This window comes from Pseudomonas sp. App30 (assembly GCF_047947025.1).
Classification (GTDB): domain Bacteria; phylum Pseudomonadota; class Gammaproteobacteria; order Pseudomonadales; family Pseudomonadaceae; genus Aquipseudomonas.
On the sequence record NZ_CP133165.1, the window covers coordinates 6,111,438 to 6,126,890 of the forward strand.

At 60.2% G+C, this 15,453-nt stretch carries 11 protein-coding genes, 2 tRNA genes, 3 rRNA genes and 1 pseudogene; 9 read left to right on the forward strand and 8 right to left on the reverse strand.

The features are described 5' to 3' along the window. Positions 1–48 precede the first annotated feature (48 nt). The 4 genes from RAM80_RS28160 to rhtA form a co-directional block, all read right to left on the reverse strand. Positions 49–645: a 2-hydroxychromene-2-carboxylate isomerase gene (locus tag RAM80_RS28160; protein ID WP_416423652.1), complete on the reverse strand. Its 597-nt coding sequence runs from the start codon at positions 643–645 to the stop codon at positions 49–51. 30 nt (positions 646–675) lie between these two features. Further along, positions 676–1,416: an SDR family oxidoreductase gene (locus RAM80_RS28165; RefSeq protein ID WP_416423653.1), complete on the reverse strand. Its 741-nt coding sequence runs from the start codon at positions 1,414–1,416 to the stop codon at positions 676–678. Between the two features lie 105 nt (positions 1,417–1,521). Next, positions 1,522–1,803 carry a hypothetical protein gene (locus RAM80_RS28170; protein WP_416423654.1) on the reverse strand — a complete coding sequence of 94 codons (282 nt, stop codon included), beginning with the start codon at positions 1,801–1,803 and terminating at the stop codon, positions 1,522–1,524. A gap of 182 nt (positions 1,804–1,985) precedes the next feature. Continuing rightward, entirely contained in the window at positions 1,986–2,873 is an 888-nt protein-coding gene (gene rhtA / locus RAM80_RS28175) for a threonine/homoserine exporter RhtA (RefSeq protein WP_416423655.1), read from the reverse strand. A gap of 946 nt (positions 2,874–3,819) precedes the next feature. Between rhtA and RAM80_RS28180 the strand changes: the two genes are divergently transcribed. From RAM80_RS28180 to rrf, 5 genes are all read left to right on the forward strand, one after another. Continuing rightward, a 16S ribosomal RNA gene (locus RAM80_RS28180) occupies positions 3,820–5,356 on the forward strand. Positions 5,357–5,440: 84 nt separating this feature from the next. Further along, positions 5,441–5,517, forward strand: a tRNA-Ile gene (locus tag RAM80_RS28185). 10 nt (positions 5,518–5,527) lie between these two features. Continuing rightward, positions 5,528–5,603, forward strand: a tRNA-Ala gene (locus RAM80_RS28190). Positions 5,604–5,822: 219 nt separating this feature from the next. Next, positions 5,823–8,716: ribosomal RNA gene (locus RAM80_RS28195) — 23S ribosomal RNA — on the forward strand. 143 nt (positions 8,717–8,859) lie between these two features. After that, positions 8,860–8,975, forward strand: a 5S ribosomal RNA gene (gene rrf, locus RAM80_RS28200). Together the 16S, 23S and 5S rRNA genes with 2 tRNA genes alongside form the textbook arrangement of a ribosomal RNA operon. Positions 8,976–9,210: 235 nt before the next feature. Here rrf and RAM80_RS28205 read toward each other — a convergent pair. The 4 genes and pseudogenes from RAM80_RS28205 to RAM80_RS28220 all read right to left on the reverse strand — a co-directional run bounded on the left by RAM80_RS28205 (position 9,211) and on the right by RAM80_RS28220 (position 12,570). Further along, positions 9,211–10,074, reverse strand: coding sequence for a methyl-accepting chemotaxis protein (locus RAM80_RS28205; RefSeq protein ID WP_416427582.1), 864 nt, complete (start codon positions 10,072–10,074; stop codon positions 9,211–9,213). Then, positions 10,072–10,833: pseudogene (locus RAM80_RS28210) on the reverse strand (Tar ligand binding domain-containing protein); the annotation flags it as partial. The gene RAM80_RS28205 and the pseudogene RAM80_RS28210, both read right to left, overlap by 3 nt. Positions 10,834–11,073: 240 nt before the next feature. Beyond that, positions 11,074–11,430 (reverse strand): 6-carboxytetrahydropterin synthase QueD, encoded by a 357-nt coding sequence (gene queD, locus RAM80_RS28215; protein ID WP_416423656.1) that lies wholly within the window; start codon positions 11,428–11,430, stop codon positions 11,074–11,076. 60 nt (positions 11,431–11,490) lie between these two features. Continuing rightward, positions 11,491–12,570, reverse strand: coding sequence for a patatin-like phospholipase family protein (locus RAM80_RS28220; protein ID WP_416423657.1), 1,080 nt, complete (start codon positions 12,568–12,570; stop codon positions 11,491–11,493). 212 nt (positions 12,571–12,782) lie between these two features. Here RAM80_RS28220 and RAM80_RS28225 point away from each other — a divergent pair, with 212 nt between their 5' ends. From RAM80_RS28225 to RAM80_RS28240, 4 genes are read left to right on the forward strand one after another with little or no spacing between them, the layout of a single operon-like run. Beyond that, positions 12,783–13,091 (forward strand): PepSY domain-containing protein, encoded by a 309-nt coding sequence (locus RAM80_RS28225; protein ID WP_416423658.1) that lies wholly within the window; start codon positions 12,783–12,785, stop codon positions 13,089–13,091. Next, positions 13,091–13,399, forward strand: coding sequence for a PepSY domain-containing protein (locus tag RAM80_RS28230; protein WP_416423659.1), 309 nt, complete (start codon positions 13,091–13,093; stop codon positions 13,397–13,399). The genes RAM80_RS28225 and RAM80_RS28230 overlap by 1 nt, the downstream gene beginning before the upstream one ends. Then, positions 13,399–14,067, forward strand: coding sequence for a response regulator transcription factor (locus RAM80_RS28235; RefSeq protein WP_416423660.1), 669 nt, complete (start codon positions 13,399–13,401; stop codon positions 14,065–14,067). Before RAM80_RS28230 ends, RAM80_RS28235 begins: the two co-directional genes overlap by 1 nt. Continuing rightward, the gene (locus tag RAM80_RS28240; RefSeq protein WP_416423661.1) at positions 14,064–15,383 is read left to right on the forward strand and encodes a sensor histidine kinase; all 1,320 of its coding nucleotides are present in this window, start codon (positions 14,064–14,066) and stop codon (positions 15,381–15,383) included. The genes RAM80_RS28235 and RAM80_RS28240 overlap by 4 nt, the downstream gene beginning before the upstream one ends. Positions 15,384–15,453: the final 70 nt, after the last annotated feature.

Here is a 15,453-nt window from a genome sequence, read left to right on the forward strand (position 1 = left end):
GCTGCTACGCGAAACCCGTAGCAGCGGCCAAAGGCCGCGTCCTCCGCATCAATTGCGCAACAACGCCTCGCGCACAAACTCCAGCCGGTCCTGGCCAAAGTACAACTCATCGTCAACGAACAGGCTCGGCGCGCCAAACACCCCGCGCTGCAGCGCCTGCTCGGTGGTGTCCTTGAGCCGTTCCTTCACCGCTTCGTCCAGCACCAGCGCCTGCAACGCCTGGCTGTCAAAGCCATCGGCCTCCAGCACCTCTTGCACCACGGCGGGGTCGCCCAGGTTCAGCCCGCGTACCCACAGCGCCGAAAACAGGCAGTCCAGCAGGCTGAGAAAGCGCTCGGGCTGGCGCATCTGCACGCCGGTGACCATGCGCATCAGCGGTAGCGTGTTGATGGGGAAGTGGGCACTGAAGCGCAGCGGCACCTGATAACGCTCGGCGTAGCGCTGCAGGTCGCGGTTCATGTAGCGGCCCTTGGCCGGAATGCTCGCCGGCGACGCATTGCCGGTGGCCTTGAACACGCCACCCAGCAACATGGGGTGGTACACCAGCTGCCCGCCGGTCTCGGCGCACAACGCGGGCAACTGGGTCCAGGCCAGGTAGCTGGCGGGGCTGCCCAGGTCGAAGTAGAACTCAACGGTCTTGGTCATGATGGTGGCTCCCGGTGGGTAGAGGGTGAGTTACCAGCGTTCGCCCCAGGGGCGCAGGTCAAGCTCGAAGGTCCAGGCGTCCCGTGGCTGGGTGTGCAGGAACCAGTAGTTGTCGGCGATGTGCTCGGGGTTGAGGATGCCGTCCTGGTCTTTCTCGGCGTACTTTTCGGGGAACTGGGTGCGGATGAACTCGGTGTCGATGGCGCCGTCGACGATCACGTGGGCTACGTGCAGGTTCATGGGGCCCAGCTCGCGGGCCATGCTCTGGGCCAGGGCCCGCAGCGCGTGCTTGGCCCCGGCGAACGCGGCGAAATGGGCGGCGCCGCGAGTGCCGGCCGTTGCGCCGGTGAACAGCAGGGTGCCACGCTTGCGGGCGACCATGCGCTTGGCCACCTCGCGGGCCGTGAGGAACGCCGAGAAACACGCCATTTCCCAGATCTTGAAATACTTGCGTGCGGTTTCGTCGAGGATGCTGCAGGGCACGTTGGCGCCGATGTTGAACACGTAGGCCTCGATGACGCCCACCTCGCGTTCGATGCGCGCCACCAGGTCGATGACGTCTTCCTCCTTGCGCGCATCGCAGCCATAGCCAATGGCCTGGCCGCCGTCGGCGCGGATGCTGTCTACCAGGGGTTGCAGCTTGTCGGCGCTGCGGCGTACCACGCAGGCGATATAGCCTTCGCGGGCGAAACGGCGGGCAATGGCGCCACCGGTGGCATCACCGGCGCCAATCACCAGCACGACTTTGTTGTTGGCGGAAGCAGAAGCCATGGGGCGGTTCCTTCGTTTGTCGATGGAACGATCCTAGGCGGGGACGGGCGGGCCGGCAACCAGTGGCCGGCCCTTTCTGAAGGGTGAATCCGCTATATCACAGGGCTACTTGCAGATGACGATCATGCTGCGGCTGGTGTAGCCGGCCGGGTTCAGGCCGAACGGGTAGTCGCCCGGGTCTTCGACCGCGTCGCCGGATTTGGCCAGCACCTTGTAGCCCTTGGTGCCGCAGGCGTCGGCCGCCGCCTGATAGCACTTGTCCCACGACGAGGACAGGCCCGAGCAGTTGATGTGCAACCCCTTCCTGCCGTGCTTGACGGAGGTGTGCGAAGTGGCAGCGCAACCGGCGATGGCCAGGATGGCTGCCATGATCAGCAAATGTTTCATTGATGTCCTTAGTGGCATGCCCGGATCTAGTGCCCAGGTCTGATTATCGGCTTATCACCTGACCCGCTTTGGACCTCCATGTCACGGTCGAAAAACTTCAAGTTTGTCGAAGGGTTACAGCCTAAAGGGGCTGGCCCTTTGCCGCAATTGCCAATGACGACTTTTCTGTATCGATTTTCACTTCAATCCGCCACCGGCGTAGGGTGCGGTTCGCGTTGCATGGTCAGGGTGGCGCCGATGGACGCGGTAATGATGGCCGCGATCGCCAGCCATTGGGCGAGCGACAGCACTTCGTGCAGGAACAGCAGGCCGGACAGCGCGCCAAACGCCGGTTCGATGCTCATCAGCGTGCCGAAGGTGCGCGCCGGCAACCGGGTGAGGGCCACCATCTCCAGGCTGTAGGGCAGGGCGGTCGACAACACCGCTACCCCCAGCGCCACGGGCAGCAGGGCAGGGGAGAGCAGCGCGGTGCCTGCGTGCACGATGCCGATGGGGGCGATGAACAGTGCGGCGATCACTACGCCCAGGGCTGCGGTCTGGATACCGTTGTCATTGCCGGCCTTCTGCCCGAACAGGATATACAGCGCCCAGCAGGCACCGGCGCCCAGGGCGTAGGCAACGCCGGTCAGGTCGAGGCTGGCCTTGGCATCTCCCATGGGGATCAGCAGGATCAGGCCCAGCACGGCCAGCGCGATCCACACAAAGTCCAGCGGCCGGCGCGAGGCGTACAGCGCCACCGCCAACGGCCCGGTGAACTCCAGGGCCACGGCGATCCCCAGCGGCACGCTGCGCAGTGCCATATAGAAGAGGAAGTTCATCCCGCCCAGGGAAATGCCGTAGATGACCACGGTCAGCAGCGAGCGCGCCGTCAGCGTTGCACGCCAGGGGCGCAACAGCAGCACCATGATGACCGCGGCGAACATCAGCCGCAGGGTGGTCGTGCCCTGGGCACCGATCACCGGGAACATGGTCTTGGCCAGCGACGCGCCAGACTGGATGGAGGCCATGGCAATCAGCAGCAGGCCGATGGGAAACAGCGAGGAGGCCAGGCTGCGGGTCTTGTTGTTCATCGCGGAGTGGGTCCGTCTATATAGAAGAAGGGATCAGGTGGGAGCATGATGGGGGGGAAATCGGGTTTGGGCAATATATTGCGCAAGGGGATGTCGTGAGATTGCATTAGGGCCGCCAGGTGCATGTCGTTGTTTTTCTGGCGCCCTTGAGATCGAGCGCCGCCCGCGCGGCGCATCGCGGGCAAGCCCGGCTCCTACATCTGTTTCGGGCCAGTCATGGCAGTGCCATCGTGGTGTCCGCCTTGTTGGTTCACTGCAGCTCTGCGTTGGTGCGACCAGGCGCAACACCTATCTATAGCGGGGCACGTTGCAACAGATGTAGGAGCCGGCCTTGGCCGCGATGCGCCGCGCGGGCGGCGCTCGATGTCGTGAGGCCTGAACCTCTCCCGACATGCACCTGGCGGCCCTGATACGGTGGGATGTGGGGAGGCTTTTGACTCTAAAGACAATTCCTCGAAATTAACCCTTGACCTGCCCCCAAATCTCTCTATAATTCGCCCCACTTCCGGCGCAACCGAAACGGAAAACTCCTTGAAACTCAACGAGTTAACCGAAGTAAGCGACTCTGGAAGGTTTCGATCTTAACGTCGAAAGCGGTGAAAAAAGGCAGTTGACAGTAACGCAAGTTGCTGTAGAATTCGCCTCCCGCTAACGAGAGATCGAAGCGAGCCAAGTGGTTGAAGTTGTTAGAGATTCTCTGAAAAACTTCAAAATAAACGCTTGACAGGCTCTGAGGAAAGCGTAGAATGCGCGCCTCGGTTGAGACGAAAGAATCAGCCAACCGCTCTTTAACAATTGAATCAAGCAATTCGTGTGGGTGCTTGTGACTCAGACTGATAGTCAAAAAGATTATCAGCATCATAAGTTACTCCACGAGAAATCATGGTTTAACCAACGATTGCTGAGCCAAGTTTATAGGGTTTTCTCAAAACCCGATTGCAGTATTGAACTGAAGAGTTTGATCATGGCTCAGATTGAACGCTGGCGGCAGGCCTAACACATGCAAGTCGAGCGGATGAGAAGAGCTTGCTCTTCGATTCAGCGGCGGACGGGTGAGTAATGCCTAGGAATCTGCCTGGTAGTGGGGGACAACGTTTCGAAAGGAACGCTAATACCGCATACGTCCTACGGGAGAAAGCAGGGGACCTTCGGGCCTTGCGCTATCAGATGAGCCTAGGTCGGATTAGCTAGTTGGTGAGGTAATGGCTCACCAAGGCGACGATCCGTAACTGGTCTGAGAGGATGATCAGTCACACTGGAACTGAGACACGGTCCAGACTCCTACGGGAGGCAGCAGTGGGGAATATTGGACAATGGGCGAAAGCCTGATCCAGCCATGCCGCGTGTGTGAAGAAGGTCTTCGGATTGTAAAGCACTTTAAGGTGGGAGGAAGGGCAGTAAGCTAATACCTTGCTGTTTTGACGTTACCGCCAGAATAAGCACCGGCTAACTCTGTGCCAGCAGCCGCGGTAATACAGAGGGTGCAAGCGTTAATCGGAATTACTGGGCGTAAAGCGCGCGTAGGTGGTTTGTTAAGTTGGATGTGAAATCCCCGGGCTCAACCTGGGAACTGCATCCAAAACTGGCAAGCTAGAGTATGGTAGAGGGTAGTGGAATTTCCTGTGTAGCGGTGAAATGCGTAGATATAGGAAGGAACACCAGTGGCGAAGGCGACTACCTGGACTGATACTGACACTGAGGTGCGAAAGCGTGGGGAGCAAACAGGATTAGATACCCTGGTAGTCCACGCCGTAAACGATGTCAACTAGCCGTTGGGGACCTTGAGTCTTTAGTGGCGCAGCTAACGCATTAAGTTGACCGCCTGGGGAGTACGGCCGCAAGGTTAAAACTCAAATGAATTGACGGGGGCCCGCACAAGCGGTGGAGCATGTGGTTTAATTCGAAGCAACGCGAAGAACCTTACCAGGCCTTGACATCCAATGAACTTTCCAGAGATGGATTGGTGCCTTCGGGAACATTGAGACAGGTGCTGCATGGCTGTCGTCAGCTCGTGTCGTGAGATGTTGGGTTAAGTCCCGTAACGAGCGCAACCCTTGTCCTTAGTTACCAGCACGTTATGGTGGGCACTCTAAGGAGACTGCCGGTGACAAACCGGAGGAAGGTGGGGATGACGTCAAGTCATCATGGCCCTTACGGCCTGGGCTACACACGTGCTACAATGGTCGGTACAGAGGGTTGCCAAGCCGCGAGGTGGAGCTAATCTCACAAAACCGATCGTAGTCCGGATCGCAGTCTGCAACTCGACTGCGTGAAGTCGGAATCGCTAGTAATCGCGAATCAGAATGTCGCGGTGAATACGTTCCCGGGCCTTGTACACACCGCCCGTCACACCATGGGAGTGGGTTGCACCAGAAGTAGCTAGTCTAACCTTCGGGGGGACGGTTACCACGGTGTGATTCATGACTGGGGTGAAGTCGTAACAAGGTAGCCGTAGGGGAACCTGCGGCTGGATCACCTCCTTAATCGACGACATCAGCTGTATCATGAGCTCCCACACGAATTGCTTGATTCATTGAAGAAGACGATATCGGTAACAGCTCTTAACTGGGTCTGTAGCTCAGTTGGTTAGAGCGCACCCCTGATAAGGGTGAGGTCGGCAGTTCGAATCTGCCCAGACCCACCAGTTTCTTGTTGGGGCCATAGCTCAGCTGGGAGAGCGCCTGCCTTGCACGCAGGAGGTCAGCGGTTCGATCCCGCTTGGCTCCACCACTTACTGCTTCTAAAGCTTAGAAATGAATATTCGCATCGAATGTTGATTTCTGAACTTTATCAGAATCGTTCTTTAAAAATTTGGGTATGTGATAGAAAGATAGACTGGATAGCACTTTCACTGGTGTTTATTCAGGCTAAGGTAAAATTTGTGATTCAAATTGCAAATTTTCGGCGAATGTCGTCTTCACAGTATAACCAGATTGCTTGGGGTTATATGGTCAAGTGAAGAAGCGCATACGGTGGATGCCTTGGCAGTCAGAGGCGATGAAAGACGTGGTAGCCTGCGAAAAGCTTCGGGGAGTCGGCAAACAGACTGTGATCCGGAGATGTCTGAATGGGGGAACCCAGCCATCATAAGATGGTTATCTTGTACTGAATACATAGGTGCAAGAGGCGAACCAGGGGAACTGAAACATCTAAGTACCCTGAGGAAAAGAAATCAACCGAGATTCCCTTAGTAGTGGCGAGCGAACGGGGACCAGCCCTTAAGTGGCTTTGAGATTAGCGGAACGCTCTGGAAAGTGCGGCCATAGTGGGTGATAGCCCTGTACGCGAAAATCTCTTAGTCATGAAATCGAGTAGGACGGAGCACGAGAAACTTTGTCTGAATATGGGGGGACCATCCTCCAAGGCTAAATACTACTGACTGACCGATAGTGAACTAGTACCGTGAGGGAAAGGCGAAAAGAACCCCGGAGAGGGGAGTGAAATAGATCCTGAAACCGTATGCGTACAAGCAGTGGGAGCAGACTTTGTTCTGTGACTGCGTACCTTTTGTATAATGGGTCAGCGACTTATATTCAGTGGCGAGCTTAACCGAATAGGGGAGGCGTAGCGAAAGCGAGTCTTAATAGGGCGTTTAGTCGCTGGGTATAGACCCGAAACCGGGCGATCTATCCATGGGCAGGTTGAAGGTTAGGTAACACTGACTGGAGGACCGAACCGACTACCGTTGAAAAGTTAGCGGATGACCTGTGGATCGGAGTGAAAGGCTAATCAAGCTCGGAGATAGCTGGTTCTCCTCGAAAGCTATTTAGGTAGCGCCTCATGTATCACTGTAGGGGGTAGAGCACTGTTTCGGCTAGGGGGTCATCCCGACTTACCAAACCGATGCAAACTCCGAATACCTACAAGTGCCGAGCATGGGAGACACACGGCGGGTGCTAACGTCCGTCGTGAAAAGGGAAACAACCCAGACCGTCAGCTAAGGTCCCAAAGTCATGGTTAAGTGGGAAACGATGTGGGAAGGCTTAGACAGCTAGGAGGTTGGCTTAGAAGCAGCCACCCTTTAAAGAAAGCGTAATAGCTCACTAGTCGAGTCGGCCTGCGCGGAAGATGTAACGGGGCTCAAACCATGCACCGAAGCTACGGGTATCACCCTTTGGGTGATGCGGTAGAGGAGCGTTCTGTAAGCCTGTGAAGGTGAGTTGAGAAGCTTGCTGGAGGTATCAGAAGTGCGAATGCTGACATGAGTAACGACAATGGGTGTGAAAAACACCCACGCCGAAAGACCAAGGTTTCCTGCGCAACGTTAATCGACGCAGGGTTAGTCGGTCCCTAAGGCGAGGCTGAAAAGCGTAGTCGATGGAAAACAGGTTAATATTCCTGTACTTCCGGTTATTGCGATGGAGGGACGGAGAAGGCTAGGCCAGCTTGGCGTTGGTTGTCCAAGTTTAAGGTGGTAGGCTGGAATCTTAGGTAAATCCGGGATTCTAAGGCCGAGAGCTGATGACGAGTTGCCTTTAGGCGACGAAGTGGTTGATGCCATGCTTCCAAGAAAAGCTTCTAAGCTTCAGATAACCGGGAACCGTACCCCAAACCGACACAGGTGGTTGGGTAGAGAATACCAAGGCGCTTGAGAGAACTCGGGTGAAGGAACTAGGCAAAATGGCACCGTAACTTCGGGAGAAGGTGCGCCGGTGAGGGTGAAGGACTTGCTCCGTAAGCCCATGCCGGTCGAAGATACCAGGCCGCTGCGACTGTTTATTAAAAACACAGCACTCTGCAAACACGAAAGTGGACGTATAGGGTGTGACGCCTGCCCGGTGCCGGAAGGTTAATTGATGGGGTTAGCTAACGCGAAGCTCTTGATCGAAGCCCCGGTAAACGGCGGCCGTAACTATAACGGTCCTAAGGTAGCGAAATTCCTTGTCGGGTAAGTTCCGACCTGCACGAATGGCGTAACGATGGCGGCGCTGTCTCCACCCGAGACTCAGTGAAATTGAAATCGCTGTGAAGATGCAGTGTATCCGCGGCTAGACGGAAAGACCCCGTGAACCTTTACTATAGCTTTGCACTGGACTTTGAATTTGCTTGTGTAGGATAGGTGGGAGGCTTTGAAGCGTGGACGCCAGTTCGCGTGGAGCCATCCTTGAAATACCACCCTGGCAACTTTGAGGTTCTAACTCAGGTCCGTTATCCGGATCGAGGACAGTGTATGGTGGGTAGTTTGACTGGGGCGGTCTCCTCCTAAAGAGTAACGGAGGAGTACGAAGGTGCGCTCAGACCGGTCGGAAATCGGTCGTAGAGTATAAAGGCAAAAGCGCGCTTGACTGCGAGACAGACACGTCGAGCAGGTACGAAAGTAGGTCTTAGTGATCCGGTGGTTCTGTATGGAAGGGCCATCGCTCAACGGATAAAAGGTACTCCGGGGATAACAGGCTGATACCGCCCAAGAGTTCATATCGACGGCGGTGTTTGGCACCTCGATGTCGGCTCATCACATCCTGGGGCTGAAGCCGGTCCCAAGGGTATGGCTGTTCGCCATTTAAAGTGGTACGCGAGCTGGGTTTAGAACGTCGTGAGACAGTTCGGTCCCTATCTGCCGTGGACGTTTGAGATTTGAGAGGGGCTGCTCCTAGTACGAGAGGACCGGAGTGGACGAACCTCTGGTGTTCCGGTTGTCACGCCAGTGGCATTGCCGGGTAGCTATGTTCGGAAAAGATAACCGCTGAAAGCATCTAAGCGGGAAACTTGCCTCAAGATGAGATCTCACTGGAACCTTGAGTTCCCTGAAGGGCCGTCGAAGACTACGACGTTGATAGGTTGGGTGTGTAAGCGCTGTGAGGCGTTGAGCTAACCAATACTAATTGCCCGTGAGGCTTGACCATATAACACCCAAGCAATTTGCGTCGAACGACCAGATTGCGGTGTTGTGAAGATGATACGAACCGAAAGTTTGCTGATTCACAAATACCATCACATACCCGATTCGCTGGAATGCCTCCCAAAGGGCATCCTGGCTACAGAATTTCTTGACGACCATAGAGCATTGGAACCACCTGATCCCATCCCGAACTCAGCAGTGAAACGATGCATCGCCGATGGTAGTGTGGGGTTTCCCCATGTGAGAGTAGGTCATCGTCAAGATTAAATTCCGAAACCCCCATCTGCGAAGGCAGGTGGGGGTTTTGTCTTTCGGGCGTGCGGAAAAGCACCGGAGACCCCGGACGCGGCCTGCGGCCGCTGCTACGACGTTGTTGTGGGAGCTGGCTTGCCAGCGAGCCGTTGAGGCGCTAAAAACTCGCTGGCAAGCCAGCTCCCACAAAGACAGTTGCTGCTACGGGAAAGCCACCCCGAAGGGTGGCTCCATTGACTCGTTACCTTATGCCCTGAACCGCGCCACCAACCCCGTCAGCTCCTCCGCCAACGTGGTCATCTGCCGGCTTGCCGCGCTGGTACGGGTCGCCCCCTCCGATGACTGCAACGACAAATTGCGGATATTGATCAGGTTGCTGTCCACTTCCCGCGCCACGTGGGATTGTTCCTGGGCTGCGCTGGCAATCACCAGGTTGCGTTCGTTGATCTCGCTGATGGCGCTGTAGATCTGCTCCAGCACCTCTCCGCACGCCTGGGTCAAGGTGAGGTTTACCTGGGCTTTCTCGGTGCTCGAACGCATGGAGTTCACCGCTGCCTCGGTCCCGGTCTGCAACCGTACGATCATCTGTTCGATTTCACGCGTGGATTCCTGGGTGCGGTGGGCGAGGGTGCGCACCTCGTCCGCCACCACCGCGAAGCCACGGCCTGCTTCACCGGCGCGAGCCGCTTCGATGGCAGCGTTCAGCGCCAGCAGGTTGGTCTGTTCGGACACCGCGCGGATCACGTCCAGCACCTTGCCAATTTCCCGCGTCTCGCCAGCCAGTTGCTGGATCAACTCGGCGCTGCCCTGAATGTCGGCGGCCATGGCGTGGGTGCCGTCAATGGTGTCCTGCACCTGCTGGCGGCTCTGATGGGAAAGCGCGTTGGAGGCCTCCGCCGCCTGGGAGGTCGACACCGCGTTGCGCGCCACTTCTTCCACCGCCGTGGTCATCTCGGTGACGGCGGTGGCCGCTTGCTCCAGTTCCTGGTCCTGCTGCTGCACGCCGCGGTTCGACTCCTCGGTGACCGTGGTCAACTGCTGCGCGGCATCGGCCAGTTGCTGGGCCGAAGCGCTGATATGGGCGATGGTCTGGCGCTGGCTGTCCTGCATGCGGCTCAGTTCGGCAAACAGCTCGCCAATCTCGTTGCGGCTGCTCACCACGATGGGCTCACGCAGGTCGCCAGCGGCGATGCGTTTGAAGTGTTGCCCAGCCAGGCTGAGAGGGCGCAGCACCCGTGCGGCGATAAAGGTCCAGCAGCTGGCGGCCAGCAGCAAGGTAATCACCAGCAGCAACACCGCCATGGTCTTGGCCTGCTGCAAGCGCGAGTCGGTCAGCACCATCAAGGCCTCGCTGCGGTCATTGAGCGCCTTCATCAACGCATTACGCTGCTCCTGCAGCGCGCCCATGGCCGAGGCTGCCTGCTGGTTCACGGTGAAATAGGCGCCCAGGTCGCCGGCGCGGGCGGCAGCGCGTTGGCCTTCGATGGTCTTGCCGTAGGCCACGAAGGACTGTTCCAACTGCAGCCCCAGCGCGGTGTTCTGCGGTTCCAGGGTCTGGCCGAAATGGTCGACCAGTTGCGCCGACTGTTGCCAGATCTCCTCGGAGCGCGCCAGGCGGGTGGTGGACGCTTCGTGCTGGCCACCCAGGTTTTCCAGGAAAGCCGAAGACACGTTGGCGCTGGTACGGATGGCCAGCAGCAGGGCGTTGTTCAAGCGGTCTGCCTGCAACGCGGTGCGGTGCAATTCCTGCACCTGGGCGTCGCTCTGCTCGGCGTTGCGCCAGGCGCTCACGGTGGAAAACAGCAGGGCAGACACGAAGAGGGCCAGGATGCCGCACATGCTAGTGCGAATGCTGAGGTGACGAAACATGCGATCAACTCCAGGGATCGAGAGCGGGCGCGGACTCTTCACTCATCCCGGAAGGGGGAGACAAGCGCATCTGGATTGTTTTTGTCAGATTGATCCGCTGTCCTTTATATCGATAGCATGTGGCCACTCTTTAGGCTGGTCAGCCGGGTAGTGGGCGATAACCGGCCAAAACTGCGACAGATTGCCGCGCAGCGGGCATAAAAAAACCACCCGCAGGTGGTTTTTCAACAATGGTATTAATCAGTCGCCGTAGTACTCGCAGCCGCTGGTGCAGGTCTCGTGGATGCGCACCTTCGACAGTTCCGGCAGCAACGGCTTCACCTGTTGCCAGATCCACTTGGCCAACACTTCGCTGGTCGGGTTTTCCAGGCCAGGAATGTCGTTCAAGTAGTTGTGGTCCAGTTGCTCGTACAGCGGCTTGAAGATCGCCTTGATTTCCGAGAAGTCGCGAATCCAGCCGGTGTGCGGGTCAACCGGGCCGGTCAGGTGCAGCGCAACCTTGAACGAGTGGCCATGCAGGCGGCCGCATTTATGCCCTTCAGGGACATGTGGCAGGCGGTGAGCCGATTCGAACGTAAACTCTTTAAAAATTTCCACGTGTCTAAAACCCGAAAAGCCAATGCAATCACCTAGTCTACCAGTAACCTGACCCGGGTGTCAGAGGGGCTGCAGCACATCACCCAGCCGGCCGGTCTCCACCAGCTCCAGGAACTCGTCGCCCAGGCGCTGGCTTTCAGCCATGGCGGTGCGCCAGTAGGCCTGGCGTGCCTCGTCCTGCCCCATGAAACGCTTGAAGTCACTGCGGTCGGGCAGCTTGCCGTAGGGCAGGCCGGCCAGGTACTGCGGCGACGGCGCCAGCAACACCACGTTGCGCAAGCGCTGGGCATCGCCGCGCCGCCAGGGCAGGGTCTTGTCGAACCAGCCGGGGATGACCTTGTCGGTGAAGTGCGGGTACAGCACCAGGTCGTCGCCGCTGTAGGGCAGGTCCAGGTGGTAGTCCAGCAAGCCGCCGTCGCGGAAGGTGCCGGGCCCGGCCCCCGGAATGTCCCGCACGCCCTCCATCACCATGGGAATCGAGCCCGACGCCAGCAACGCCTGGCGCAGGTTGCCGGTGTTCAAGGGCAGGCAGCGCGAGGGGAAATCGGTCAGCGCGTGCAGTGGCGGCGCCAGGCGCTGGTCATGCAGGATCACCCGCTCGAAATGCCGGGACAGGCGCGCGCGGCCCAGCAAGTTGTCGGCGATCACCGAGCCCAGGCCCAGCCCCAGGTGGCCGCGGTGGTCATGGGCCAGGCGGCCGTGGCTCCGCACCACCATCACGTTGAGGCGGTAATGGGCGTTGTCGAGGATGCGCGCGTCCTGGCCGGCCAGCAGTTCATCGAGCATGCGGTGGCAGCTGTGGCTGACCTCGGCCATGGTCACACCCTTGGCGAAGCTCTGCTCGTTATAAAGGCGCCCCAGCAGCCGCAGGCCTTGCACCGGGTCGGGCAGGCAGGCGCTGGCGAAGCGCCAGGAACCGATGGACGCGCCGATCAGCGAGCGCTCGCGCTCCGCCCGGGGCAGCCAGTCACCGAACAGCGCCAGGTCCAGCCCCTGTATGCCCAGCGCCTTGGGGCCGCCCGCAGCGCCCGGCAGGATGCCGACGTCTGCGGGCTGCAGGCCGCGCTGGCGAATCCGCGCCATGGCCTGGGTGCCGGCCTTGATGCACAGGGAAGGGGACTTGATGTGGATGGCGCTCATGGGAACCTCGTGACGGACGCCGAAATTTACTCCGCGTGGCGAGTGCATGCAAACGCGCAACCCCGCGAAACGTCCTACATAACTCGTTGCCTTTGCCCTGCCGACACGCTTCCCTTCGTCCGCTACCATGATGGCCATTCAATTTCAGTTTCAATTAAGTTGTTCCGGTTAGCCTCTGCTCCGTACACACTTGACTGATAACGGAGCCGCCCATGAACCATTTCACCGCCTTCACCGTCGCCATCACCCTGGGCCTTTGCGCCACTGCCACCCAGGCCCGCGACCTGGGCCCCGACGAGGCGCTGCGCCTGCGCGACGCCGGCACCATCCAGTCGTTCGAGAAACTCAACGCCGCCGCCATCGGCCGCCACCCCGGCGCCACGGTCAAGGAAACCGAGCTCGAGGAGTCCTACGGCAAGCACCTGTACCAGGTTGAACTGCGCGACGCCAAGGGCGTCGAATGGGACCTCGAACTGGACGCCGCCACCGGCGAAATCCTCAAGGACCACCAGGACACCTGATGAACGTGATGACCCGGCCAGGCCTGCTGTTGGCCCTGGCCGCCTGCTGTACCTTCGCCCACGCCCATGACCTGAGCCAGGATGAAGCCTTGCGGCTGCGCCAGGCCGGCGTCATCCTGCCCCTGGAACAGCTGCTGGAGAAAGCGCTGCAGCGCTACCCGGGGGCCAAGCTGCTGCAGGCCGAGCTGGAAGAAGATGACGGCGTGTATACCTACGAAGTGGAACTGCTGACCCGCGACGGCGTGGTGCGCGAGATCGAGCTGGAGGCGGCCACCGGCCACCTGCGCAAGGATGAGGAAGACGACTGATGCGCCTGCTGCTGGTTGAAGACAACGTGCCGCTGGCCGACGAGCTGGCCGCCGGCCTCAAGGCCCAGGGTTATGCGGTGGACTGGCTGGCTGACGGCCGCGACGCTGCCTACCAGGGCGCGGTCGAGCCCTATGACCTGATCATCCTCGACCTGGGCCTGCCCGGCTTGCCCGGCCTTGATGTATTGGCGCAATGGCGCGCGGCGCGGCAGGCCACCCCGGTGTTGATTCTCACGGCGCGGGGCTCGTGGGCCGAACGCATCGAAGGCCTGAAGGCCGGCGCCGACGACTACCTGACCAAGCCGTTCCACCCCGAGGAACTGCACCTGCGGGTGCAGGGGCTGCTGCGCCGCGCCCGCGGCCTGAGCAACCAGCCCACGCTGCAGGCCGCCGGCTTGCAACTGGACGAGGGCCGCCAGTGCGTGAACCAGGCGGGGGCAGAGGTGCAACTGACGGCAGCGGAGTTTCGCCTGTTGCGCTATTTCATGTTGCACCCCGGGCAGATCCTCTCCAAGGGCCACCTGGCCGAGCACCTGTATGACGGCGAGACCGAGCGCGACTCCAACGTGCTGGAAGTGCACGTCAACCACCTGCGCCGCAAGCTGGGCCGCGCCGTGATCGAAACCCGCCGTGGCCAGGGCTACCTGTTCGGCGCCGGCGGCGGATGAAGTCGATCCAGGGGCGCCTCAGCGTCGGGCTCATCAGCGTGCTGGTGGTGGTCGGCGTGGCGGTGGCGCAGTTGAGCCTGTGGCTGTTCGAAGTGGGCTTGCAACGCTACCTGGAGGCAGGCCTGCGCAATGAAAGCGAGAGCCTGCTGGTGGCCCTGGTGCGCGGCCCCAGTGGCCTGCAGCTGGACGACCGGCGCATTTCGCCTGCCTACGAGCGGCCGTTCTCCGGCCACTATTTCCGTGTCGACTTTCCCGACAGCCACTGGCGCTCGCGCTCGCTCTGGGATCAGGAATTTGCCCAGCCCGAGGCGCCGGGGCTGCACGCCAACCTGACCCTGGGCCCCGAGGGCCAACTGCTGCTGGTGCTGCGCTCGGACTACAAGCGCCTGGGCCAGTCGCTGTCCATCAGCGTGGCGCAGGACTACACGCCGGTGCGCGCCAGCTTCCAGCGCATGCAGCAGATCGGCTTGGCCATGGGCCTGGGGGCGCTGCTGCTGATCCTGGTGCTGCAACGGGTCACGGTAAAACGGGCGCTGCGGCCGCTGGAGCGTGCGCGCGAACAGATCGCCCAGCTGCAGCAGGGCCAGCGCTCGCAACTCGACACCCAGGTGCCGCTGGAGCTGGAACCCCTGGTGGCGCAGATCAACCACCTGCTGGCACATACCGAAGACAGCCTGCGCCGCTCACGGCATGCCCTGGGCAACCTGGGGCATGCGCTGAAGACGCCGATGGCGGTGCTGTTCAGCCTGGTGGCGGGGGAACGCCTGGCGGCCCACCCCGAACTGGCCAGGGCGCTGCGCGAACAGCTGGAGCAGATCGAGCAGCGCCTGGGCCGTGAGCTCAACCGCGCGCGCCTGGCCGGCGATGCCTTGCCCGGCGAGCTGTTCGACTGCGCCACCGAGCTGCCTGGCCTGCTGGCCACCCTGCGCATGATTCATGGCCAGGAGTTGCTCATCAGCTGCAGCCAGCCGCCGGGCCTCAAGCTGCCGTGGGACCGCGAGGACCTGCTGGAAGTGCTGGGCAACCTGCTGGACAACGCCTGCAAGTGGGCCGACAGCGAGGTGCGCCTTACCCTCACCAGCAGCCCGCGCGGCTACGTGCTGGAGGTGGACGACGACGGCCCCGGCATTCCCCAGGCCCAGCGCGACGCGGTGCTGAACCGCGGTTCGCGGCTGGACGAGCAGGTCAGTGGCCACGGCCTGGGCCTGGGTATCGTCCGCGACATCGTCGACGCCTGGGGCGGCACCCTGGCGTTGCTCGCCAGCCCCCAGGGCGGCCTGCGCGTGCGCATCGGCCTGCCCCGGCGCAGCGCCTGAATTCTCGCCGCGATCCGTTGCCTAACACCTGTGCGGCCGTTGCCGCACCGCGTGACCTGACATGGACCGG

Coding starts and splice junctions, on each gene's coding strand:
- RAM80_RS28160 (WP_416423652.1), bottom strand. CDS start 645: ATGACCAAGACCGTTGAGTTCTACTTCGACCTGGGCAGCCCCGCCAGC.
- RAM80_RS28165 (WP_416423653.1), bottom strand. CDS start 1,416: ATGGCTTCTGCTTCCGCCAACAACAAAGTCGTGCTGGTGATTGGCGCC.
- RAM80_RS28170 (WP_416423654.1), bottom strand. CDS start 1,803: ATGAAACATTTGCTGATCATGGCAGCCATCCTGGCCATCGCCGGTTGC.
- rhtA (WP_416423655.1), bottom strand. CDS start 2,873: ATGAACAACAAGACCCGCAGCCTGGCCTCCTCGCTGTTTCCCATCGGC.
- RAM80_RS28205 (WP_416427582.1), bottom strand. CDS start 10,074: ATGCAGGACAGCCAGCGCCAGACCATCGCCCATATCAGCGCTTCGGCC.
- RAM80_RS28220 (WP_416423657.1), bottom strand. CDS start 12,570: ATGAGCGCCATCCACATCAAGTCCCCTTCCCTGTGCATCAAGGCCGGC.
- RAM80_RS28225 (WP_416423658.1), top strand. CDS start 12,783: ATGAACCATTTCACCGCCTTCACCGTCGCCATCACCCTGGGCCTTTGC.
- RAM80_RS28230 (WP_416423659.1), top strand. CDS start 13,091: ATGAACGTGATGACCCGGCCAGGCCTGCTGTTGGCCCTGGCCGCCTGC.
- RAM80_RS28235 (WP_416423660.1), top strand. CDS start 13,399: ATGCGCCTGCTGCTGGTTGAAGACAACGTGCCGCTGGCCGACGAGCTG.
- RAM80_RS28240 (WP_416423661.1), top strand. CDS start 14,064: ATGAAGTCGATCCAGGGGCGCCTCAGCGTCGGGCTCATCAGCGTGCTG.